The following is a 21,569-nucleotide window of genomic DNA, read 5'->3' as shown; positions in this document are numbered from 1 at the left end:
GGCCGCCCTCAGTCCTCGGTCACGTCGACGTCGCGCCGGTACCCGTTCTGCCGCGGGCAGATGTGCCCGGCCGGGTCGAGCGGTTCGCCGCACAGCGGGCACGGCTTGCGGCCGGCGTTCACGACGCGGTCGGCGCGTTCGGCGAAAGCGCGGGCGGCGACCGGGGTGAGGAACACGCGGACCGCGTCCGGGCCTTCCTCGGTGTCGTCGAGCACGACGGTCTCGTCGATCTCGCCCTCGGTGATCGCGAGGAGCTCCACGACGACCGCGCCGGAGTCGGCGTCCCAGCCGAGCCCCATCGTGCCGACCCGGAACTCCTCCTCGACGGGCACCGTGAGCGGGTCGGTGTCGACCTCGTCGTCGGGGGCGTGGCTGGGCACGTCGGCGCCGAACCGGCTGGCGACTTCCTCCAGGAGCGACCCGAGCCGCTCCGCGAGGACGACGACCTGCTGTTTTTCGATCGTGACGCTGATCGTCCGCACGTCCTCCGTCGCCTGGAGGTAGAAGGTGCGGTCGCCGGGCTCGCCGACCGTGCCGGCCACGAACCGGTCGGGCTTGCGGAAGACGTGGATTACGCGTGACATAGCGTCTTCGACCCTAGGCCACGGACGCATGATCGGCATCCGCCGCCCCGGGTTGAGGGACCTTCGCGCGCGTTTCCTGCGCGGTGCGTGCGGATCCGGACACGCAGCGGATCCTCGTTAGGCTTTCCGGGTGCCTCGCATCTCTCCTCATGGAACCTGGACCTCTCCCGTCACAGCGGCCGACGCCGCGGCCGCAGGCGGCGGCGCGCAATGGCTCGCCGCGGTCGACGGCGCGCTCTGGTGGGCGGAGGCGCGGCCCGCCGAAGGCGGCCGGGTCGCGCTCGTGCGCGCGCTTCCCGGCGGCGGCGTCGAGGACGTGCTGCCCGCCCCGTGGAACGTCCGGAACCGGGTGCACGAGTACGGCGGGCGGCCGTGGCTCGCGGTCGGCGGCGTCGTGGTGTTCACGCACTGGGCCGATCAGCGGGTGTACGCGCTCAAGGACGGCGAGGTCGCCCCGCTGACGCCGGAACCGGCCACGCCGCAGGGCGTCCGGTACGGCGATCTCCGGCCCGGGCGCGAGGGCGAGGTGTGGGCGGTCCGCGAACGCAGCACCGGGCCGCGGCGCACGGACATCTCCCGCGAGCTGGTCGCGATCCCGCTGAACGGCTCCGCCGAACGGGTGCTCGTGGAGGGGCACCGGTTCTTCACCGCGCCGCAGCTGTCGCCGGACGGCGCGCACGCCGCGTGGCTCGCGTGGGACCACCCGGCGATGCCGTGGGACGGGACCGAGCTGTTCGTCGCGCCGGTGGCCGCGGACGGGTCGTTCGGGGACGCGCGCGTGCTGGCGGGCGGGCCGGAAGTCGCGGTGTGCCAGGTGGCGTGGGAGTCCGCGGACCAGCTGCTCGTGCTCGCCGACCCGGACGGCTGGTGGAACCTGCACCGGGTCGGGCTCGACGGTTCGGTGGCGAACCTGGCGCCGGCGGAACGCGAGCTGGGCGGGCCGATGTGGAAGCTAGGCACCAGCTGGTTCGCTCCGCTGGGCGGCGGGAAGCACGCGGTCCTCGACTCCGGCAAGCTCGCGATTCTGGACGAGAGCGACGGTTCGGTGACGCGCGTCGACACCGAGCTGACCGTGTGGTCGTCGAGCGGGCTGGCCGCGACGCCGGACGGGATCGCCGGGATCGCGGGCGGGCCCCGGCACGAGAGCGCGGTCGTGGTGCTGGACCCGGACACCGGGAAGTGGCGCGCCCTCGCGCCGCAGCCGGCCTCGCTGCCGCCCGCGGAGTACCTGCCGGTGCCGCAGGAGCGCGTGTTCACCGGACCGGACGGCGCGGAGATCCCGGCGTACGTGTTCCCGCCGACGAACCCGGACTTCGCCGCGCCGGAAGGCGAACTGCCGCCGTACGTGGTGCATGTGCACGGCGGGCCGACCGGGCACAGCGACGAATCGCTGGACCTGGACTTCGCGTACTTCACCAGCCGCGGCATCGGCGTGGTCGCGGTGAACTACGGCGGCTCCACCGGATACGGGCGGGCGTTCCGCGAGCGGCTGCGGGAGCAGTGGGGCGTGGTGGACGTGCGCGACTGCGCGGCCGTCGCCGAAGCGCTGGTCGCGGAAGGCATCGCCGACCGGGCCCGGCTGGGCATCCGGGGCGGCAGCGCGGGCGGGTTCACCTCGGCCGCGTCGATCACGATGACCCGCACCTACGCGGCGGCGACGGTGAAGTTCCCGATCCTCGACTTCACCGGATGGACCGGCGAGGGCGGGGAAACGCACGACTTCGAATCGCAGTACCTGGTGAGCATGGTCGGCCCGTATCCGGAGGCCGCCGAGAGGTACCGGGAGCGCTCGCCGATGACGCACGTGGGCGCGCTGGCCGGGCCGGTGCTGTTCCTGCAGGGCCTGGAGGACCAGATCTGCCCGCCGGAGCAGGCGGACCGGTTCGTCTCCGAGATCGACGGCAGCGGGATCCCGCACGCGTACCTGCGGTTCGAGGGCGAGCAGCACGGGTTCCGGAAGGCGGAGACGATCGTCGCCGCGCTGGAGGCCGAACTTTCCTTCTACGGCCAGGTGTTCGGCTTCGAAACGCCGGACGTGCCGCGGCTGGAGCTGTCCCGATGAGGCCCGCGAGACTTTCCGCTGGGGACACGGTCGCGCTCGTCGCGCCGTCCGGGCCGGTGCCGCAGGATCTGCTGGACGCCGCGTTGCCGGTGCTGGGCAGCTGGGGCGTGAAGGTGCGGGTCGGGGCCGGGGTGCGGGCTTCGGGCGGGTCGTATCTGTCCGCGCCGGACCAGGCTCGGGCGGCGGAGTTCGCCGAGGCGTGGCTGGACCCGGAGGTCCGGTGCGTGCTGGCGGCGCGCGGCGGGTACGGGACGCAGCGGATGATCGATCTGGTGGACTGGGCGGCGCTGCGGGCCGCCGGTCCGAAGGTGCTGGCCGGGTCGAGCGACGTGACCGCGCTGCACCGGGCCGTGCACACGCATCTGGGCCTCGCGTCGCTGCTTTCGCCGATGCCCGCGAGCGTGCTGTTCGACGAGCCCGCGGCGGAACACTTGCGGCGGACGTTGTTCGAGCCGGACCACGCGCGGGTGCTGCGGGCGCGGGAGCCGGACGTGGTCGTGCCCGGCCGCGCGCTGGGCGTGCTGGTGGGCGGGAACCTGTCGCTGCTCGCGTCCGGGATCGGCACGGCCGAGCAGGGCTCCGCGCGCGGCGGGATCGTGCTGCTGGAGGACGTGACCGAGAGCCCGTACCGGATCGACCGGATGGTGACGCAGCTGCTGCGCTCGGGCTGGTTCGAGGGCGCGCGCGGGATCGTGCTGGGCTCGTGGGCCGCGTGCGGCGACCCGGCGGAGGTCCGCGAGCTGCTGGCGGAACGGTTGTCGCCGCTCGGGGTCCCGGTGCTGAGCGGGTTCGGTTTCGGGCACGTGGCGGGGTCGCCGACGGTGCCGCTCGGCGTTTCGGCCTCGCTCGACACCGAACTGGGCACGCTGACCCTCGACTCCCCCGCGCTGGACTGAGCATGCGACTGTCCACTGTGGAAACCCGGGCCCGGTTCGCCGCGGCGCGGGTGGCCCGGCTGGCCACAGTGGACGGTCGCGGGGTCCCGCATCTGGTGCCGGTGACGTTCGCGGTGCGCGAGGACACGGTGGTGTTCGCGGTCGACCACAAGCCGAAGACCACGACGTCGTTGCGGCGGCTGGCGAATATCGCGGAGAACCCGGTGGTGTCGTTCCTGGTCGACGAGTACGACGAGGACTGGTCGCGCTTGTGGTGGGCGCGCGCGGACGGGGTGGCGCGGGTGGTCGCCGATGCTTCGCGGGACTCGTACGTCGAATGGCTGGCCGCGAAGTATCCGCAGTACGCGGAACGGCCGCCGGAGCATGCGGTGGTGGTGACCGAGGTGCGGGCCTGGCGGGGCTGGGCGGGGTCGTAACGCTGGACCGGAGTCCGGCGATCTTTCTCCCGAATGGGGGGGATCATGCGTATTTCCGTCGCGGTGACCGGTCTTGTCCTGCTGGTCGCGGGCTGTGCCGCGGAAACCCCGGCAGCGCCTTCGGCGCCGAGTGCGGGCCCGCCGTCCAGTTCGGCGACCAGTTCTGCGCCGGTGTCCGCTTCGGCTTCGGCTGCTCCGGTCGCGAAAGACCTCACGAAGTATCTGCCGAGCGATGAGCAATTGTCCGCGGCCCGGGTCCGCATCCAGCAGCACCGGACGCGCGTCTCCCCCGGCACTTCGCTGCGCATCGTGCGGGCGTGCGGCGCGGACCAGCCGTGGGATTCCGCCGCGCAGAACGGGGTGCAGGCGGTGTCCGTGACCGACCAGATGCAGATCGACGAACTGCTCGCGGAGTACCGGGGTTTCTCCGGCGAGCAGGTCGTTTCCGGTCTCCGTACCGCGCTGGACTGCGGGAGCGCGGTGGTCGAAGGACGGCGGCTGGCGGTGAAGTCGCGGTTTTCGGTCGCCGGGGTCGCGGACCCGCACTTCGGTTTCTGCGGTCAGTTGAACGCGCGGGTGGCCGGGTGCGTCCTGGTGTTCGCGCACGGCAACCGCGTGCTCGCGCTCACCGCCGCTGGCTGGCTCGCGAGCGCCGAGGAACAGCAAGCCGAACTGAAGCGGCTGGCTCCGACCTTCACCGCCGCGTTCGACCAGGATTGACGTGCGAAGGCTCATCACGCTGCTGGGGCTCGTCCTGCTCGCCGGAGGTTGCGCGAGCTCCCCTCCCCCCGCGTCGTCTTCCGCGGACGAGCTCACCCGATACCTGCCGGACGAGAAGCAGTTGAGCGAGGCGGGCGCCAAGCAGAAGCAGGCTCCGTCGTCGTTTGCCGTCAAGTGGATCACGCCGCTGCACGTCGTGGCGGCGTGCGAGGGCAAGCAGCCGTGGGAGTCCGCCTTGCGCAGCAACGTGCAGGCGACTGCCAGCGCCGGGGAGCTGGATGTCTGGCAGCTGGCTGCGCAGTACGAGGGGTACTCCGGCGAGCAGATGGTCACCGTCCTCGAGGAGTCGCTGAGCTGCAGCAAGTACCCCGATCTGGCCACGCGGTTCTCCGTTTCCGGTCTCGCCGACCGGCACCTGGCGTTCTGCCGCCGGTTCCGGGAGCCGAGGCTGACCAGTTGCGTGCTGGTGCTCGGCCGCGGAGACCGGCTGCTCGCCGTCCGGACCGGCAGCAGCAGCGTCGCAGCGCCGGTGCTGCAGGCCAAGCTGAAGCAACTGGCCCCGATGTTCGCCGCGGCGTTCGACCGGGACTGACGATGGCGAAACGGCGCTACGTGGCGCGGGGCGTGCCCGGCGGGTACCAGGTCTGGGACAACCGGGCCCGCCGCTGGTGGGGCGAGGCGTTCCAGCGGTGCCCGGACGATCTGGTGGCCGCGCTCAACCGCCATGCGGACCACGCGACCGTCGCCGCGCTGGTCAACCGGTACCGGGCGCTCAAGCGCTGACCGGTGCTCGCGGGGTCGTCACGCGGAGCCGGGAGCTGGCGATCTTTCTTGGGACGCGGCCGCGCGGGACGGCGCGCAGGCGTACTCCACAAAGGACACTCTGTGGATCCGGCAGCGGCTCGCCGAGTACGCGGGCGATACCGGCGAGCAGGTCGTCTCCGCGCTGGACAAGGCGCTCGGCTGCGGGAAAACGGTGTCCGGGGACCACGATCTCGCGGTCGTGACCCGGTTCTCCTCGCACGGCAAAGGCCTGCCCGACGACGCCGAGCTCACGGTGAAGGCCCGGTCCCCGGCGCCGCTGATCCGCAGCTCGGGTTCTGCGGCCAGTTCGCGGACGCCGTCAGCGGGTCTGCGCCAGGTCGCCGAAATAGCCGGTCCGCCACAGGATCCTGGTGCGGACTTCGGTGATGCGCCAGCCTTTCCCGGTTTCTCGCAGGTCCGCGGTGACGACGCCGCCCGCGGTGAACGCGCGGTCCCCCATCCGCACGGTGACCGGGCGGTCTTTCCACAGGTGGATCGCCACGAGATTCGCCCGCACCTCGGCGGTGGCACCGTCGAGGTCGACGTCGTGGCCGGTGAGCAGGTGCTGGCTCGCCTCGAAGCGGGCGAAGCTGCGGGCGTGGCTGTCCGCGATGTCGGCCGGTCCGGCGATTTCGGCGCCGCCCGGGCGCACGATCTTGCCGTCCGGCGCGAAGATGCGCTGGAAGCGAGGGGCGTCGAACTGCCGCTCGTCGACCGCGCGGTAGTAGCTGTTGAAGGTGCGGATGATGCGGGACGTGGCGAGCAAGGCGTCGAGTTCGTGTTCCTGCACCGGCTTCTCCCCTCGGGGTTCCGCTGTCATCGTCCCGCGCCGGCCGGTCGTGGCATCATGCTGTGACGGCGGTCGCACTCCCGGTGCGGGCCGGGCGGGGGGCGTTTTGGGGTGTGCGATCGCGGTCGTCATCGTCGTGGTGCTGATCGCCGCGGCGGTCAACAGCGACGTCGACCACGCGGTGACCGGCGGGTTCAACGTCGTCGTCTGGATCGCGTTGATCGGCGGCGGGCTGTGGCTGGCGTCGAAGGCGTATGAAAAGAACAAGACGACGGTCGCGGCGAACGCCAAGTCCGCCAAGGACAAGACCCGCAGCGAGCGGTATTCGCGGGCGACCGAATGGCAGCGCGCGACCCGGGCGGCCAAGCTGCCCGACGCCCGGCCTCCGGGTCCGCTGAAGCTGTCGCTGGACGGCACGGTGCGCGAAGCCGTGTCCGACGCCGACAGTGCCCGGCGGGCGATCCGCGACGTGCTCGCGGCGATCCCGGTCCGCATCGCCGAGGAAGCCCGCGCCCGCGCGAAGGCGCTGCGCCCGCCGGTCGAGCGGCTGTGCGAACCGGGGCGGTACTTCCAGGAAGAGGAAGACTGGGGCCGCTACAACGTCTGGTGGGGGCCGGAGCGCAGCGGCACCCGTCCGACCCGCGAGGTGGTCGCGCAGGTCAAGGACCTGCTCGGGTGGGCGGCCGCCCGCCGGAATCTGGTATCGGACATCCATCCGGGAGCCGAGCGTCTGCTGGCGACGCTCACCGGCGCGCTGGCCCAGCGGTTCCGCGACAGCCTGCAGACCCGCTACGGGCGGGCCGACGACGGCGCGGGGATCGCGGTCCTGCCGCCCGGCGAATGGGAATCCCTTCTCGGCGACCTGCACGCCGCGCTCGTCGCGGTCGCGGACGGGCTGGCCGCGCTCCCCCGGCCCAAGCTGCTTCCGCTCATGCACCGGCCCAAGGAAGCGCGGTTCAAAGACCACGTGACGGGCGAGGCGATGGAGCAGGACCTCCGGGAGTTCCTCGCGGACACCGCCAAGCTGCGGGAGCGGGCGCTCACCGGGTCGTGGCCCGCGAAGTTCCGCTCCGGCTGGCAGCTGGACGGCGGGGTGCTGGACGGGTTCGTGACCGAGGAGATCCGCCGCCGGCTGGCCAGGGGCACCGAGGGGTTCCCGTGGGTCGCGCAGTGGAACACCGGCCAGCTCAGCCACGGCGGCTTCGCCCGCGTCTACCTGGCTTACGTCACCATCGCTCTCGCCTATCTGACGGAGGTGCTCGGCAACATGGCCGACTACAAACGGGATTCCGCGCCGCAGTCCGGCCACCGCATCGAAATCGGCGGCGACGTGACGCACAGCAACTTCATTCTCAACAGCACGGTGCGGGACATCACGACCGTGCTGGCTCCGGTCGCCGGACGGGACGACCGGCTGGCCGAGGCGATCGAGGCGCTTTCGGCCGCGGTGCGCGAGGATCCGGATCTGCCGGAGGACGAGCGCGAGGAACTCCTCTACCACGTCAAGGACATCGCCGAGGCGGCTGCTGAACCCGGGGAGAAGCAGAAGCGCGGCCGGGCGAAGCTGGCGTTGAGCGCGGTGGCCGAGGCCGCCAAGAGCGGGGCGCAGCTCGCGCAGACCGTCACCGCCTGGCACGACGTGCTGAGCAAGATGTTCTGACACCGCGGGGTATCCCGGTCAGGGGCAGGCGGCGGGCTCGGCGGCGCGCCAGGATGGCCTGGTGAGCAACGGAAGCAACGAACTCGGCGGTTTCCTGCGCAGCCGTCGCGAGCGGTTGACGCCGGAGGCCGCGGGCATCGCGCCGGGCGGCACGCGGCGCGCGGTTCCCGGGTTGCGCCGGGAGGAACTGGCCGAGCTGGCCGGGGTCAGCGTCAGCTACTACACGCGGCTCGAGCAAGGGGCCAGCAGTAGTGCCTCGGACGCGGTGATCGACGCGCTGGCCGCGGCCTTGCGGATGGATCCGGCCGAGCACGAGCATCTGCGGGCGCTCGCGGCGCCGCGGCGGGCGGTTCGGCCGCGGTCCCGACGGACGAAGCTCAGGCCCGCGGTGCGGGATTTGCTCGCGGCGATGCCCGCCATGCCGGCTGTGGTGGTCGATCACCGGGCCGATGTGCTGGCGTGGAACCGGCTCGGGCACGCCCTGCTGGCCGGGCACGTCGCGTTCGACGCGCCGGACGAGCGGATCCGCCCGAACATCGCGCGGATGCTGTTCCTCGACCCGCATCATCGCGCGCTGTACCGGGATTGGGCGGACAAGGCGTCGGTCACCGTCGCGGCGCTGCACCAGGCGGCCGCGCGGCATCGGGACGATCCGGTGCTGGAACAGCTGGTCGGGCGGCTGGCCGTGGAGAGCCCGGAGTTCGCGCGGATGTGGGCGAAGCGGCCGGTCCGGACCTGCTCGTACTACGTGCGCGAACTCGACCATCCAGTGGTCGGACGTCTGACGCTCGCGAACGAGACGGTCACGCTGCCGGACGACGATCAGCAGCTCGGCCTGTTCTACGCGCTGCCGGGCGCCGCGGACGCCGACGCGCTCGCGTTGCTGGCCCGCAGCTGTGCGGAACCCTTGGCGAAGGAGAAGGTGCGATGAGAATTCTTGTGGTCGGCGGGGCCGGGACGATCGGAAAACGGCTGGTGCCGGAGCTGCGGTCGCGCGGGCACGACGTCGTGGTGGCCGGGCGGACGTCGGGCGAGGTGCGGGTCGATCTGGCCGAGCCGGAGACGATCGCGGCGATGTACCGCGAGGTCGGTGCGGTGGACGCGGTCGTGAGCATCGCCGCGCACGGCGCGTTGGACGAGTTCGCGAAGCTGACGTCGGCGGAGCTGCACGAGAACATGCGGGCCAAGTTCTACGGTCAGGTCGAGCTGGTCCTGCAGGGGCAGCATCGCGCGGCGGACGGCGCTTCGTTCACGCTGACGTCCGGGATTTTCGCTGACGAGGCGTGGCCGCACGTCACCGGCGGCGGGGTGATCAGCGGGGCGCTGCACAGTTTCGTGCTGTCGGCGGCGATCGAGCTGCCGCGCGGGATGCGGGTCAACGCGGTGAGCCCGACGATGGTCGGCGATTCGGCGGACGAGTTCGGCGGGCATTTCCCGGGGATGCGCCCGGTCCCGATGGACGAACTGGTGCGGCACTACGTGGACTGCGTCGAAGGCGACCGCACGGGGACGGTCGTGCGGGCCTACGCTTGACCGCCTTCGGCAGGACTCCTACCTTTGACTCACCAGACATCGGATGTACTGCGCCGCCGGCCGATGTGCCCCTTTCGTTCCTGTTCGGAAAGGACACTCCGCGATGCCGGATTCCCGTGGTTTCCCGCGCCGTGCGGCGCTGCGCACGATCGCCGGGGCAGCCCTCGCTGTCCCGCTCTCGGCCGGGCCGCTGGCCCGTTTCGCCGCTGCCGCGAGTCCGTTGTGGCATCCCGATCCGGTGAAGGACGGGCTTAAGGCGTTCGAGGGCGTCGAGGCGGATCGGGGCGGTCTGCATCCGGACCGGAAGTACGTGGTGGTGGAGGGGAATCACTACCGGTTCACCATCTGGCGCGACGACCGCGACACCACGGGCGGCGGGGATCGGCAGCGGACCGAGACGAAGGGCATGGTGCAGAACGGTTCCGCGTTGAAGATGCGCGACGGCGAGACGTGGACGCTGTCCTACGAGATGTTCATTCCGGCGAGCCTGCACGGCACGAGCCGGTTCACGCACATCTTCCAGACCAAGACCCCGGCGACGAACGACGGGCCGTGGGTGACGCTCGATCTGGTCCGGGACGGCGGGGTGGAGATGATTTCCGCTCGCGCGTACGCGAATCCGGGTTCGCCGTCGATCGCGGCGGCGAAGCTGGCTCCGTTGCGAGAGAAGTGGATCACGGTCGAGTGGACGCTCACTCCGGGCGAGGCGGGAGCGGCGGCGTGCGTGATCCGCAGCGGCGCCGGTGCGGGCGCGCCGATCGCCGCGCAGGGGCGCAAGACCGGGGTGAAGCTGCCGGACCAGGGCGACTACGTGCGGCCGAAGTGGGGCATTTACCGTTCGGTCGAGAGCGATCCGGCGGACATTCTCGACACGTACCTGCTGTTCCGGAACTACCGCGCGAACCGCGCGTAGCCCCGGGTGCGGTGGTCCCGGTGCGGGACCGGGACCACCGGCTCAGGAGGATTTGGCGGGGGTTTCCGGGAGGAATTCCTCGTCCTTGGGCTTCCGCCAGGCGGCGACGAGGCCGAGCGGGTCGGGGCGCAGCAGGGACGCGGCGGCGTAGAGGCTGACCACGACGACGATCGCGATGAACCACCAGTCGTAGAGCGCCTGCTCGCCGGTCGGGTAGTACACGAGCGTCACGAACACCGAGATCGCCACGATCGCCGACAGGTTCCGCCGTTCCCACGGGAACGCGGAGATCAGCACGAAGCCCCAGGTGAGGTACCACGGCAGGGTCGGCGGCATGAGGATCGCGACGGCCAGCAGCGTGATCGCGGCGCGATAGACGGCTTCCTTGCCGCCGCCGCGGGCGAGCCACCACTGGCGGACGCCGAACACGACGAGGCCGACCATCGCGATGGCGCGGGCGACGGTGACGAACGGCGAGGGCTGGACGTTGGCGATGAGGTGGACGAGGTTGTAGACCGCCTCGCCGATGCCGCTGGGGAAGTTCAGCCAGTTGGTGATGAGCTGCGGGGCCTTGAGGCCGGACCACCAGCCGAGGTTGAGCGAGCCGAGCGAGAGCCAGGTGCCGACGACGAACACCGGCAGGAACAGCCCGACGGACGCGGCCCCGGCCTTGAAGAAGTTCTTCGTCTTCGACGGGCCCTTCATGTCCGCGGCCCACATCCAGACCATGAACGGGAGCGCGACGGCGGCGGTCGGCTTGATCAGCATGCCGACGGTGACGAGCACGACCGCGAGGACGTGCTTGCGCTCGAGCGCGGCGAGCATCCCGATGGTGAGGAAGCCGAGCATCATCAGGTCGTTGTGCGGGCCGCCGAAGAGGTGGATGACCATCATCGGGCTGGCGACCGCGACCCAGAGCGCGACCGGGAGCTTCCCGCCGAGGTGCTTGACCAGGCGGGGCAGCGCCCACAGCGTCATGCCGAGCCCGACGAGCAGCACGACCCGGGTGAGGATGACGCCGGCGATCATGTGGTCCTGGGTGATCGCGACGATGCCCTTGGAGATCAGCAGGAACAGCGGCCCGTACGGGGCGGGCGTGGTCTGCCACAGCGGGTGCACGTTCTGCACGACGTTCGGCAGCACCGGCAGTTCGGCGGGGCCGTTGGCGTACGGGTCGAGCCCGTAGAGCAGCTGCGCGCCCTGGCCGAGGTAGGAGAAGACGTCGCGGGTGAACAGCGGCGGCGACACGATCAGCGGCGCCATCCAGCACAGCGCGGCGATCAGGATCGGCTTGCTGCCGATGCGCCCGGCGAGCGCGTAGCGGCCGAGCCGCACCCACGCCCACACGACGAGGCCGAAGCCGCTGTAGAGCAGCGCGTTGGCGAGCGCCCGGCCGTGGCCGTAGCGGACCCACGAGAGCGGGCCGTGGCCGAGGACGGGGTCGCGGATGAGGATGCCGCCGGCGCCGAGCGCGGCGAGCATGAGGAGGGCGCTTCCGACCGTGCCCATCGCGATGGTCCGGTAGGGGAAGCGCGCGGGCGTCAGGAACTGCCGGTCTAGAGTGCCGGCGTTCGGCTGCGCGTCGTCGGTAGTAGTGGCCATTTCGATCCAGAAGATTACCGGGTGCAGTCGGCTGGGCCCGCACGGGCTCCGGGCGCGGCCGGTTCGGCGCGCGCCCGGGGAGGGGCCGCGGTCAGCGTTCGGCCGCGGTCCGCTGCGCGGTGCCCCCGGGGAGCGCCGCGAGCAGCGACTTCGTGTACTCGTGCCGCGGTTCGAGCAGGACTTGTTCGACGGTACCCGTCTCGACGAGTTCGCCGCGGTACATCACCGCGACCCGGTCGGCGATGTTCCAGGCCAGGCCGAGGTCGTGGGTGATGACCAGCGCGGAGAGGCCGAGCCGGCGGCGCAGCCGGAGCAGCAGCGCGAGGATCTCGCCGCGCACGGACGCGTCGAGGGAGGCCACCGGTTCGTCGGCGAGCAGCAGGGACGGTTCGAGCGCGAGGGCTCCGGCGATGACGACGCGCTGGCGCTGGCCGCCGGACAGTTCGTGCGGGAGCCGGTCGAGGTATTTCTCCGGCGGGCGCAGTTCGGCGGATTCGAGCGCTTGGAGCACGACGTCGCGTTCGTTCGGCAGCCCGTGGATGCGGGGGCCTTCGGCGACCGCCTCGTAGACCGTGTGGGCCGGGTTCAGCGCGCTCGTCGGGTCCTGGAGCACGAGCTGGACTTCCCGCCGGTACGCGCGCAGCCCGGCTCCGGACGAGGGCACCGGCTTGCCCGCGTAGCGGACTGTGCCGGAGTCGGGTTTCTGCAGGCCGAGCAGGGTGCGGGCGAGGGTGGTCTTGCCGGAGCCGGACTGGCCGACCAGCGCGACGATCTCGTCCCGGCGGACCTCCAGGTCCACCCCGTTGACCGCGTGGATCCGCTTGCCCTTGCGGTCGCGGAACGACACGTGCAGGTTCTCGGCGGCGAGCAGCGGCGCGTCGTCGGAGCCGGCGCGTTCCTCCGGTTCCGGCGGCAGCGGGGTCGCGGTGGCCGGGGCGTAGCGCGAGACCGGGTCGCCGACCGTCGGGAAGGCCGCGGCGAGCGCTTTGCTGTGGTCGTGCTGCGGCGAGGCCATCAGCTCGGCGCTGGGCCGTTCCTCGACGAGTTCGCCGTCGTACATCACCGCGATGCGCTCGCAGGTGGCGGCGAGCACGGACAGGTCGTGGCTGATCATGATCAGCCCGATGCCGCGTTCGGCGACCAGTTTCGACAGCACGGACAGCACCTGGGCCTGCACGATGACGTCGAGCGCGGTGGTCGGCTCGTCGGCGATCACCAGCCGCGGTTCGCAGGCCAGCGCCATCGCGATCATCACGCGCTGCTTCTGGCCGCCGGACAGTTCGTGCGGGTACGCGCCCGCCCGCGAGCGCGGCAGGTCGACCTGTTCGAGCAGTTCGGTGACGCGGGCCTGCACCTGCGCTTCGGAGAGGGTTTTGCCCTCGGGCGCGTGCAGCCGGATCGGTTCGGCGATCTGCTCGCCGACGCGGCGGACCGGGTTGAGCGCGTGCATCGCGCCCTGGAACACGACCGACGCCTCGGCCCAGCGGACCGTGCGCAGCCGTCCCCAGCGCATGTCGTTGACGTTCTCGCCGTCGAGCAGGATCTCGCCGGTGATCTTCGCGCTGCGCGGCAGGAGCCGGAGCACGCTCATCGCGACGGTGGATTTGCCGGAGCCGGACTCCCCCGCGACGCCGAGCGTGCCGCCCGCGTCGAGGGTCAGGTCGACGCCGCGGACCGCGGGGACGTCGCCGCCGCCGGTGCGGTAGGTGACGCCGAGGTTTTTCAGTTCGAGCAGCGCGGTCACGAGTGCCGTCCTTTGAGCCGCGGGTTCAGCACGGTTTCCAGCCCGCGGCCGACGAGGGTGAACATCAGCACGACGAGCACGATCGCGATGCCCGGCGGGAGCAGGTTCCACCAGGCGCCGCGGGTGACCGCGCCGTTGTTGAGAGCGGTTTCGAGCATCGCGCCCCAGGAGATCGAGGTGGGGTCGCCGACGCCGAGGAACGAGAGGGTGGCGTCGGCGATGACCGCGTTGCCGACCACGAGCGTGGTGTTGGCGAGCACGAGCGGGGCGACGCCGGGCAGCACGTGCTTGGCGATCACGTGCAGGTGGCCGCCGCCGAGCGCGCGGGCGCGTTCGATGTAGGGGCGGCTTTCGATGGTGAGCGTCTGGGCCCGGACCAGTCGCGCGGTGCTCGGCCAGGCGGTGACGCCGATGGCGAGCACGATCGTCCAGATCCCGCGCGGCAGCACGGCCGACAGCGCGATCGCCAGCACCAGCGACGGCAGCACCAGGAAGAAGTCGGTGAACCGCAGCAGGACCGCCGACACCCAGCCGCCGAAGTGCGCGGCGGCGATGCCGATCAGGGTGCCGATGAACACGCTGAGCACGGTCGCGCAGAACCCGACGAGCAGCGAGATCCTGGTGCCCCACAACGTCATCAGCAGCACGGAGCGGCCGTCGATGTCGGTGCCGAGCCAGAATTCGCCGTCCGGCGGGCTGAGCGGTTTTCCGGTGACGCGGGTGACGTCGAGCCCGCTGGAGTCGCTGATCAGCGGCAGCGCGATGGCGAGCAGGACGGTGAGCGCGAGCAGGAAAAGCCCGGCGAGCGCGGCTTTCTGGGTGGCGAACTCGTGCCAGGTGCGGGCGATTCCGGCGCGGCGGCGGCGCCACGCGATCGCGCGGGCGCTTTCGGCGGCGGGCGAGGCGGTGGTCATGCGGCACGCACCCTCGGGTCGAGCACGCGGTAGAGCAGCTCCGCGAACAGGTTCATCAGGACGACGGCGCTGGCGAGGACGATGAAAACCCCTTGCAGCACCGGCAGGTCCGGGCCGTGCAGCGCGTCGTAGGTGAGCTGGCCGAGTCCGGGCCAGCTGAACACCGCTTCCACGGTGACCGCGCCGGCGACCACCATGCCGAACTGCATGAAGATCAGCGTCACGGTGGGCAGCAGCGCGTTCGGGACCGCGTGCCGCCGCCGGACGAGGTCGTCGCGGAGGCCTTTCGCGCGGGCGGTGGTGAGGTAGTCGGCGTTCATTTCGCCGAGCAGCGACGAGCGCATCACCAGCATGTACTGCGCGTAGAACACCGCGAGCAGCGTCAGGCACGGCAGGATCAGGTGGTGCAGCACGTCGAGGCTCTGGGCGAAGAAGCCGGGTCCGGCGTCGGGCGAATGCATGCCGCGGCTGGGGAACAGGCCGTTGGTGGCGACGAGCAGCAGCAGGCCGAGCCAGAACTGCGGGACCGACCAGAGCGTCAGCGCGATCCCGGTCTGCGCGCGGTCGAAGAAGCTGTCGCGCTTCCACGCCGCGCGGATGCCGAGCCACAGCCCGAGTGCGACGGCCAGGATCGTCGCGCTGCCGACGAGCAGCACGGTCGGCCACAGCCGTTCGCCGATCATGTCCAGCACTGGGCGGCGTTCGATGTAGGACTCGCCGAAGTCGCCTTGGAAGAGGCCGGCGAAGTAGTTCCCGAACTGCGCGAGGATCGGCTTGTCGATGCCGAGCCGTTCGCGCAGTTCGGCGATCTGGCCGGGGTCGGTCGGGCGTTCGCGGGCCATGAACGCGACCGGGTCGCCGGGCAGCAGGCGGAAGAGGAAGAACCCGAGGACGATCACCAGGAAGACGCTGGCGACCGCCTCGGCGATCTTGGTCAGGACGAACCGGAGGGTCCCGGTCCCGCCGCGGTGCTCGTCGGGGTCGGCGAGCACCGCGGCCTGGTCGGGCGCGAGGGTTTGGCTCACGGTCTGCTACTCCCGGTCGTCGGCGGACTTGCCGCGGCGGGACAGCGCGATGCCGCCGCCCACGAGCACGACGAGCACCACCGCGCCGACGACGATCCACACCGTCGTGCCGGAGCCGCTGTCCGAGGAGGCGGCCGACGCGTCGGCCGGGACCGCGCCGTACACGCCCCAGTAAGCGGTCTGCTCGAGGATCGAGCCCTCGGGCTGCGGCTGCTTGCCGAAGGAGGAGAACTTGTCGGAGCGGTAGGCCTCGAGGGCGTCGTCGTAGTCGTAGACGACGTTCACGGCCTGGCTGTAGAGCCGTGCCTGGGCCTGCTTGACGTAGCCGGCACGGACAGCCGGGTCGGTTTCGGCGAGCTGCTTGGCGTAGAGCGCGTCGTACTGCGGGTCGCAGAAGAACGTGTCGGTGGTGCCGCCCTTGCCTTCCGCGTTCGGCCGTGCGGCGCAGGTGTGCAGGGCCAGCGAGTAGTCCGGGTCCGGGTTGTTCGCGTAGCCGGAGATCGCGAGGTCGTAGTTGCCCGCGTTGGTGCGGTCGTTGAGCTCGTCGTCGGAGACGAGTTCCTGCTTCACCGAGATGCCGATGTCGTGCAGCCAGCCGGTGATGTACTGGGCGAGGCGCTGGTCCTGGGCGCGGTTCGCGTGTCCGGTGAGGCGCAGTTCGAGGCGCGCGCCGCCGGGCGCGGTGCGGATGCCGTCCTGGCCCTTCGGGTAGCCGGCCGCGTCGAGCGCGGCGTTGGCGGCGGCGAGGTCGAACTTGCGCGCCTCCCCCGGCGCCGGGTCCCAGTGGTAGGCCGAGTAGATCGGCGGGATCACGCCGCCGCCGGGCTGGGCGTAGCCGCCGGCGACCTTGTCCACGATGGTCTTGATGTCGATCGACTGCGCGATCGCCTGGCGCAGCCGGATGTCCTTGAGCACCGGGTTTCCGTTGCCGATCGGCTTGTTCTCGGAGTTCTCGGCGCCGGGGTTCAGGTTGATCTCGTTGTAGCGGCGGCCGGGCGCCTTGTTCAGCTCGATGTTCGGCTGGCCCTTGAGCGCGTCGAACTGGGTCGGGGTGAGCCGGTTGATCACGTCGACCTCGCCCTGTTTGAGGGCGTTCACCGCGGCCTCGACGTCCTTGAACACCAGCAGCTGCAGTTCGTCGACCTTCGGCGCGCCGCGCCAGTAGTTCTTGTTGGCCTTGAACTTGACGTATTCGTTCTGCTTGTACTCGGTGATCTGGTAAGGCCCGTCGTCGACGCCGACGACCGGGATCGTGTCGGTCTTCGGGTCGCTCAGGTCCTTGATCTGCGACCACACGTGCTCGGGCACGATCGGGACGTCGAGCAGCGTCATCGACGACTGGACGGTCTTGGTCTTGATCACCAGCGTGGTGTCGTCCGGCGCCTTCACCGACTCGAAGCTCGCGACGTAGTTGCCGTTCGCGGTGCGCGCGGTGGAGTCGGTGAGCATCCGGTTGAAGGTGAACGCGGCGTCCTTCGCGGTGACCGGCTGCCCGTCGGACCACTTGGCGCCCTTGCGGATCTTGAACGTCCAGGTCAGCTTGTCCGGCGAGGTCGTCCACGATTCGGCGAGCGCCGGGGAGGCCTCGGCCTTGTCCTGCGACGGGATCGTCAGGAACTCGTAGATGAACCGGCCGACCTGGGTCGACGCGGCGAGCCCGGCGGTGAACGGGTTCAAGTGGTCGATACCAGTGGTCAGCGCGACCCGCAGCACCTTCGGCTGGGCCTGCTGTGGTGCCGCCTGTGCTGCCGCCGTCCCTGCCAGCGGCAGAATCGCCAGCGTTCCCGCCATCACGACACCGAAAACGCGGCGCAACCCGTGCCGCCCGTGCTTATTTCGCACTTGAGAACCACCCCATCGTCAATCCCCGACCCCAGAGACGAAAAGTAACCACATACGGCGGGAAGTGCGCAATATGTGACGGCGCCGCTGCGTGTCCGATCGTTATGCTCGCGGGGCGGATCACTAGAGTGCCCGGCATGCGGATCCTGATCTCGGCCGACATGGAAGGCGCCACGGGGGTCACCTGGACCGACGACGTCGTGCCCGGGAGCCCGCAGTGGCAGCGGTTCCGGGGCATGTTCACCGGCGACGTCAACGCGGTGCTGGCCGGCCTGTACGCGGCGGGCGCGACCGACGTGCTCGTCAACGAGGCGCACTCGTCGCAGCGCAACCTGCTGCTGGAAGACCTCGACGAACGCGCGCGGATGCTGACCGGGCGGCACAAGCCGCTGTCGATGATGCAGGGCATCGATTCCGGTGTGGACGGTGTGGTGTTCCTCGGCTACCACGCCGGCGCCGGGTTCGACGGCGTCCTGTCGCACACGTACCTGGAGAACCAGATCACCGGCGTGTGGCTGGACGACGTCCCGGCGAGCGAGGGCAGGCTGAACGCCGCGATGGCCGGCGAGTACGGCGTGCCGGTGCTGCTGGTCAGCGGCGACGACCAGACCTGCGAGGACGCGCGCGACTACGCGCCGGACGCGGAACTGGTGCAGGTCAAGGAATGCGTGAGCCGGTACGCGGCGATCTGCCTGCCGCCGGCGCGCACCGCGCGGCTGCTGGAAACCGGCGCGCGCGAGGCGATGGGGCTGGCCGGGCGGACCGAGCGGACGCCGGGGCGGCACCGGATCGAGGTCGAGTTCGACGCGAGCCATCTGGCGCAGGCGACCGCGGTGATCCCGACCGTGGAGCAGACCGGGACGCGCCGGGTCGCGTTCGAGGCGCCGAGCATGACCGAGGCGATGAAGGCGTTCAAGGTGGTCACGGCCATCGCGGCAGGGGCGGTGCAGGGCATTTATGGCTGAGGTCGACGTGGTTTCGCTGTGCGCGGACCTGATCCGGTTCGACACCACCAACTACGGCGGCGGGGAGGCGGCGGGCGAACGGCTCGCCGCCGAGTACGTCGCGGAATTCCTTGACCGGCACGGGGTTCCGTCCCGGATTCTGGAGCCCGAGCCGCAGCGGTCGAACGTGATCGCGCGGATCCCGGGCACCGATCCGACGCTGCCCGCGCTGCTCGTGCAGGGGCATCTGGACGTGGTGCCCGCGCGCGCCGCCGATTGGTCTGTACCGCCGTTTTCCGGCGAGGTGCGCGACGGGTTCCTGTGGGGCCGGGGCGCGGTCGACATGAAGGATTTCTGCGCGATGGTGCTGTCCGCCGTCGCGTCCGGGCTGGCGCCGCGGCGGGATCTCGTGCTGGCGTTCGTCGCCGACGAGGAGGACCGCGGCGACTACGGCGCGCACTGGCTGGTCAAGGAGCACGCGGACCTGTTCGAAGGCTGTGCGGCGGCGATCAGCGAGTCCGGCGGGTACAGCTATCACGTGCCCGCCGCGGACGGCCGGAAAGTGCGGCTGTACCCGGTCGGGACGGCCGAGCGCGGCACCGCGCACCTGCGGCTGACCGCGAGCGGGCGGGCCGGGCACGGGTCGCGGCCGAACGCGGAGAACGCGGTCGTGCGGCTGGTCGGGGCGTTGCAGCGGATCGCGGACCACCGCTGGCCGGTGCAGCTGACGCCGACGGTGCGGGCGTTCCTGGAACGGACCGGCGCGGCGCTGGGCGTGCCGGTGGACCTGTCGTCGGGCGACGCGGTCGACGAAACGGTGGCGCGGCTGGGGGCGGCCGGGTCGCTGGTGGTGCCGACGGTGCGCAACAGCACCACGCCGACGATGCTCGAGGCCGGGTACAAGGTGAACGTGATCCCGTCGACGGCGACCGCGCAGGTCGACGTCCGGGTGCTGCCGGGGACCGAGGACGACCTGTTCGCGGTGGTGGATTCGCTGCTGGGCGAGGGTGTGACGCGGGAATTCGTGGCGCATCAGCCGCCGGTGCAGGCTCCGGTCGATTCGCCGTGGTTCGACGCGATGGCCGAGGCGCTGCGGGCGGAGGACCCGGAGGCGGTCGTGGTGCCGTACTGCATGGGCGGCGGAACGGACGCGAAAGCGTTCAGCCAGCTGGGGATGGCGTGCTACGGCTTCGCTCCCCTGGCGCTGCCGGAAGGCTTCCCGTACCGGGCGATGGCGCACGGCGTGGACGAGCGGGTGCCGGTGGACGGGCTGCGATTCGGGACGCGGGTGCTGACGCGGTTCCTGGAGTCGTGCTGAGCGGTCAGGCGTCGACGCGCCGGATCGTCGCCAGCCAGGCGGGAAGCCCGTCCGGGGCGAACCGGGCGACGATCCGGCTGCCGCGCAGGGTTTCCAGCTGCCAGCCGGTTTCGCGCTGGAACGGCGCTTCGAGTTCGGCGCGGGAGACCGGGTGCGGTCCGGCGTCCCCGTCGGTTTCGCGGAAGCACAGGATGTGCAGCCTCGCGCCCGGTTCGGTGACGGACGCGAGGCTGGCGACGTAGGTCTGGCGTTCTCGGGCGTCGAAGGTGTGGAACAAGCCGCAGTCGAGGACGGTGTCGAAGGTCTGGTCCACAGTGGACAGCCGGAAGGCGTCGCCGACCGCGAACTCGGCCGCGATCCCCCGGCTTCGGGCCTTCTCTTTCGCTTGCTCGACAGCGGTTTCCGCGACGTCGATGCCCACAATGGACAGTCCGGTCGCGGCGAGGTGCAGCGCGTTCTCGCCGGTGCCGCAGCCGGCGTCGAGGACCGTGCCGCGGAACGCGCCCTCCGCGGCGAGCTCGACGATCGCCGGTTGCGGGCGGCCGAGGTCCCAGGGAGCCGGACCGTCCTGATAGGACTCGTCCCACGGACGCCCGGCCGCGCGTTCGTGGCTGGTCGCGGGACGGTCCTCGGGCATCAGCGGGTGAACTCCGCCCACCAGCGGCTGTCGCGGACCCGTTCCAGCGAGGCGAGGGTGACGCCGTCGCGGGCGAAGGATTCGACCTCGGCCTTGCTGAGCGGCCACGGCGGTCCGGACCAGGTGGCGAGGTCGATGCTTTCCTCGGCGACCGCGCCGACGACGAGCGTTCCGCCCGGGGCGACGAACCCGGACACCGAGGCGATGGCCGGGTCGTGGACGTCCTTGGGCATCGACTGGACGGTCATGATCTCCACGACCAGGTCGAAGGCGTAGTGGAATTCCGCGGGCGGGGTGAGCAGGTCCGCGGTGCGGTAGGAGACGACGGTGTCGGGGAAGCGGTTGAGCACGGCTTTGATCGCGCTGGGCGAGACGTCGAAGGCGGACGTCTCGTATCCGGCGGCGGCGAGGAGTTCGGCGTCGTCGGCCATGCCGCAGCCGACGACGAGCGCGCGCCGCCCGTTGCCGGGCCGCCCGGCGACCCAGGCGGCGAGTTCCGGCGAGGGCTCGCCGCGGTACCACGGCAGGACGGCCTCGCCCGCTTCCGCCGCGGCGTAGAGGGGCTCGAACCACCCGGTGGGGTCGCCGTTGGCGAGGGCGAGTCCGGCCCGGCGGCGGGCTTCCTCGTCGGGATCGATGGCGTCGTCTGGCATGGACTCTGTTATACCCGCCGGGCCTGGGCGCCGGTGCGCTCGACTGGCCGAGTGCCGATGGCTTCTCCGCCTGGGCCGGATGTTCCGTGTGGTTTCCCGGCTGGGCCGCGCGGCTGGCTGTGAAGGGCTCCTTGAGGGAATCTGATTCTCTCAAGGAGGCCTTCACAGACCTCGGGCTCGCCGACGGCAGTCTCGCCGACGGCGCCGAGTCTCCGCCTCGCCGACCGCGCCAAGGCTCCGCCTCGTTGACCGCTCCGCCTCGTTGGCCGCCTGGCGCCTGCGCCTCGCCTGCCGCCCCAATGCGGCATTGGGTGCATGCGACGAGCCCGATGGGGTTTTGTTACTAGCGAGGGCTGCGTCAGCGAGCCCGCCCACCGACTGCACGCGAGCGGTGCGTGAGGGTTCCCCTCACGGAATCTGATTCCGTGAGGGGAACCCTCACGCACCTCCCCTGCGCCTGCCGGGGCAGCCGGATGGGGAGAGTTCCGCGCATCCGCACTCGCTACGCGCGA

General features: G+C 71.3%; 21 protein-coding genes. 12 read left to right on the top strand and 9 right to left on the bottom strand.

Annotated features, from left to right (window positions below):
* Window positions 1-8 precede the first annotated feature (8 nt).
* Window positions 9-584: a DUF3090 domain-containing protein gene (locus PUT80_RS01500; RefSeq protein ID WP_037805986.1), complete on the bottom strand. Its 576-nt coding sequence runs from the start codon at window positions 582-584 to the stop codon at window positions 9-11.
* A gap of 130 nt (window positions 585-714) precedes the next feature.
* Here PUT80_RS01500 and PUT80_RS01495 point away from each other — a divergent pair, with 130 nt between their 5' ends.
* Genes PUT80_RS01495 through PUT80_RS01470 form a run of 6 tightly spaced genes read left to right on the top strand, consistent with a single transcriptional unit; the run spans window position 715 to window position 5,461 of the window.
* Window positions 715-2,646, top strand: coding sequence for a prolyl oligopeptidase family serine peptidase (locus PUT80_RS01495; protein ID WP_275290818.1), 1,932 nt, complete (start codon window positions 715-717; stop codon window positions 2,644-2,646).
* Complete coding sequence (locus PUT80_RS01490; protein WP_275290817.1) at window positions 2,643-3,542, top strand: LD-carboxypeptidase; 900 nt, start codon at window positions 2,643-2,645, stop codon at window positions 3,540-3,542. The genes PUT80_RS01495 and PUT80_RS01490 overlap by 4 nt, the downstream gene beginning before the upstream one ends.
* Window positions 3,543-3,544: 2 nt before the next feature.
* Window positions 3,545-3,958 (top strand): TIGR03668 family PPOX class F420-dependent oxidoreductase, encoded by a 414-nt coding sequence (locus PUT80_RS01485; protein ID WP_275290816.1) that lies wholly within the window; start codon window positions 3,545-3,547, stop codon window positions 3,956-3,958.
* Window positions 3,959-4,003: 45 nt separating this feature from the next.
* Window positions 4,004-4,678, top strand: a complete 675-nt coding sequence (locus PUT80_RS01480; protein ID WP_275290815.1) for a hypothetical protein — start codon at window positions 4,004-4,006, stop codon at window positions 4,676-4,678.
* A gap of 1 nt (window position 4,679) precedes the next feature.
* Complete coding sequence (locus PUT80_RS01475) at window positions 4,680-5,270, top strand: hypothetical protein (protein WP_275290814.1); 591 nt, start codon at window positions 4,680-4,682, stop codon at window positions 5,268-5,270.
* A 2-nt stretch (window positions 5,271-5,272) separates the two neighbouring features.
* On the top strand, window positions 5,273-5,461 hold the full coding sequence (locus PUT80_RS01470; RefSeq protein ID WP_134732244.1) for a hypothetical protein: 189 nt from the start codon (window positions 5,273-5,275) through the stop codon (window positions 5,459-5,461).
* A 340-nt stretch (window positions 5,462-5,801) separates the two neighbouring features.
* Here PUT80_RS01470 and PUT80_RS01465 read toward each other — a convergent pair whose 3' ends face one another.
* Window positions 5,802-6,272: a nuclear transport factor 2 family protein gene (locus PUT80_RS01465; protein ID WP_167754298.1), complete on the bottom strand. Its 471-nt coding sequence runs from the start codon at window positions 6,270-6,272 to the stop codon at window positions 5,802-5,804.
* A gap of 106 nt (window positions 6,273-6,378) precedes the next feature.
* Here PUT80_RS01465 and PUT80_RS01460 point away from each other — a divergent pair, with 106 nt between their 5' ends.
* The 4 genes from PUT80_RS01460 to PUT80_RS01445 all read left to right on the top strand — a co-directional run bounded on the left by PUT80_RS01460 (window position 6,379) and on the right by PUT80_RS01445 (window position 10,378).
* A complete protein-coding gene (locus PUT80_RS01460; RefSeq protein ID WP_275290813.1) occupies window positions 6,379-7,932 on the top strand; it encodes a hypothetical protein in 1,554 nt (517 codons plus the stop codon).
* 61 nt (window positions 7,933-7,993) lie between these two features.
* Entirely contained in the window at window positions 7,994-8,863 is an 870-nt protein-coding gene (locus PUT80_RS01455) for a helix-turn-helix transcriptional regulator (RefSeq protein WP_275290812.1), read from the top strand.
* Entirely contained in the window at window positions 8,860-9,465 is a 606-nt protein-coding gene (locus tag PUT80_RS01450) for a short chain dehydrogenase (RefSeq protein WP_043838809.1), read from the top strand. The genes PUT80_RS01455 and PUT80_RS01450 overlap by 4 nt, the downstream gene beginning before the upstream one ends.
* Window positions 9,466-9,568: 103 nt before the next feature.
* Window positions 9,569-10,378 carry a hypothetical protein gene (locus tag PUT80_RS01445; RefSeq protein ID WP_275290811.1) on the top strand — a complete coding sequence of 270 codons (810 nt, stop codon included), beginning with the start codon at window positions 9,569-9,571 and terminating at the stop codon, window positions 10,376-10,378.
* A 42-nt stretch (window positions 10,379-10,420) separates the two neighbouring features.
* On the opposite strand, the gene mptB is transcribed toward PUT80_RS01445, so the two are convergent.
* The 5 genes from mptB to PUT80_RS01420 form a co-directional block, all read right to left on the bottom strand.
* Window positions 10,421-11,980 carry a polyprenol phosphomannose-dependent alpha 1,6 mannosyltransferase MptB gene (mptB, locus tag PUT80_RS01440; protein ID WP_275290810.1) on the bottom strand — a complete coding sequence of 520 codons (1,560 nt, stop codon included), beginning with the start codon at window positions 11,978-11,980 and terminating at the stop codon, window positions 10,421-10,423.
* Between the two features lie 91 nt (window positions 11,981-12,071).
* The gene (locus PUT80_RS01435) at window positions 12,072-13,724 is read right to left on the bottom strand and encodes an ABC transporter ATP-binding protein (RefSeq protein ID WP_275290809.1); all 1,653 of its coding nucleotides are present in this window, start codon (window positions 13,722-13,724) and stop codon (window positions 12,072-12,074) included.
* On the bottom strand, window positions 13,721-14,638 hold the full coding sequence (locus PUT80_RS01430; protein WP_275290808.1) for an ABC transporter permease: 918 nt from the start codon (window positions 14,636-14,638) through the stop codon (window positions 13,721-13,723). Before PUT80_RS01430 ends, PUT80_RS01435 begins: the two co-directional genes overlap by 4 nt.
* Entirely contained in the window at window positions 14,635-15,663 is a 1,029-nt protein-coding gene (locus PUT80_RS01425) for an ABC transporter permease (protein WP_037805958.1), read from the bottom strand. Before PUT80_RS01425 ends, PUT80_RS01430 begins: the two co-directional genes overlap by 4 nt.
* 6 nt (window positions 15,664-15,669) lie before the next feature.
* Window positions 15,670-17,454 (bottom strand): ABC transporter substrate-binding protein, encoded by a 1,785-nt coding sequence (locus tag PUT80_RS01420; protein WP_275291091.1) that lies wholly within the window; start codon window positions 17,452-17,454, stop codon window positions 15,670-15,672.
* Between the two features lie 188 nt (window positions 17,455-17,642).
* Between PUT80_RS01420 and PUT80_RS01415 the strand changes: the two genes are divergently transcribed.
* Together PUT80_RS01415 and PUT80_RS01410 are read left to right on the top strand one after the other, a co-directional pair.
* A complete protein-coding gene (locus tag PUT80_RS01415; RefSeq protein ID WP_037805955.1) occupies window positions 17,643-18,470 on the top strand; it encodes a M55 family metallopeptidase in 828 nt (275 codons plus the stop codon).
* Complete coding sequence (locus PUT80_RS01410; RefSeq protein ID WP_037805953.1) at window positions 18,463-19,767, top strand: M20/M25/M40 family metallo-hydrolase; 1,305 nt, start codon at window positions 18,463-18,465, stop codon at window positions 19,765-19,767. The genes PUT80_RS01415 and PUT80_RS01410 overlap by 8 nt, the downstream gene beginning before the upstream one ends.
* 4 nt (window positions 19,768-19,771) lie before the next feature.
* Here PUT80_RS01410 and PUT80_RS01405 read toward each other — a convergent pair whose 3' ends face one another.
* Window positions 19,772-20,404 carry a class I SAM-dependent methyltransferase gene (locus PUT80_RS01405; RefSeq protein ID WP_037805952.1) on the bottom strand — a complete coding sequence of 211 codons (633 nt, stop codon included), beginning with the start codon at window positions 20,402-20,404 and terminating at the stop codon, window positions 19,772-19,774.
* On the bottom strand, window positions 20,404-21,057 hold the full coding sequence (locus PUT80_RS01400; protein WP_037805950.1) for a methyltransferase domain-containing protein: 654 nt from the start codon (window positions 21,055-21,057) through the stop codon (window positions 20,404-20,406). Before PUT80_RS01400 ends, PUT80_RS01405 begins: the two co-directional genes overlap by 1 nt.
* Window positions 21,058-21,569: the final 512 nt, after the last annotated feature.

Source organism: Amycolatopsis sp. La24, assembly GCF_029087445.1.
Classification (GTDB): Bacteria; Actinomycetota; Actinomycetes; order Mycobacteriales; family Pseudonocardiaceae; genus Amycolatopsis; species Amycolatopsis nivea.
This window is presented reverse-complemented; position numbering and strand designations above follow the sequence as displayed.

Bases quoted from the DNA above. Each gene is read 5' to 3' on its own strand.
- PUT80_RS01420 (WP_275291091.1), bottom strand. From the start codon at position 17,454: ATGGCGGGAACGCTGGCGATTCTGCCGCTGGCAGGGACGGCGGCAGCA.
- PUT80_RS01430 (WP_275290808.1), bottom strand. From the start codon at position 14,638: ATGACCACCGCCTCGCCCGCCGCCGAAAGCGCCCGCGCGATCGCGTGG.
- PUT80_RS01445 (WP_275290811.1), top strand. From the start codon at position 9,569: ATGCCGGATTCCCGTGGTTTCCCGCGCCGTGCGGCGCTGCGCACGATC.
- PUT80_RS01500 (WP_037805986.1), bottom strand. From the start codon at position 584: ATGTCACGCGTAATCCACGTCTTCCGCAAGCCCGACCGGTTCGTGGCC.
- PUT80_RS01400 (WP_037805950.1), bottom strand. From the start codon at position 21,057: ATGCCAGACGACGCCATCGATCCCGACGAGGAAGCCCGCCGCCGGGCC.
- PUT80_RS01470 (WP_134732244.1), top strand. From the start codon at position 5,273: ATGGCGAAACGGCGCTACGTGGCGCGGGGCGTGCCCGGCGGGTACCAG.
- PUT80_RS01480 (WP_275290815.1), top strand. From the start codon at position 4,004: ATGCGTATTTCCGTCGCGGTGACCGGTCTTGTCCTGCTGGTCGCGGGC.
- mptB (WP_275290810.1), bottom strand. From the start codon at position 11,980: ATGGCCACTACTACCGACGACGCGCAGCCGAACGCCGGCACTCTAGAC.
- PUT80_RS01450 (WP_043838809.1), top strand. From the start codon at position 8,860: ATGAGAATTCTTGTGGTCGGCGGGGCCGGGACGATCGGAAAACGGCTG.
- PUT80_RS01490 (WP_275290817.1), top strand. From the start codon at position 2,643: ATGAGGCCCGCGAGACTTTCCGCTGGGGACACGGTCGCGCTCGTCGCG.
- PUT80_RS01485 (WP_275290816.1), top strand. From the start codon at position 3,545: ATGCGACTGTCCACTGTGGAAACCCGGGCCCGGTTCGCCGCGGCGCGG.
- PUT80_RS01415 (WP_037805955.1), top strand. From the start codon at position 17,643: ATGCGGATCCTGATCTCGGCCGACATGGAAGGCGCCACGGGGGTCACC.
- PUT80_RS01410 (WP_037805953.1), top strand. From the start codon at position 18,463: ATGGCTGAGGTCGACGTGGTTTCGCTGTGCGCGGACCTGATCCGGTTC.
- PUT80_RS01405 (WP_037805952.1), bottom strand. From the start codon at position 20,404: ATGCCCGAGGACCGTCCCGCGACCAGCCACGAACGCGCGGCCGGGCGT.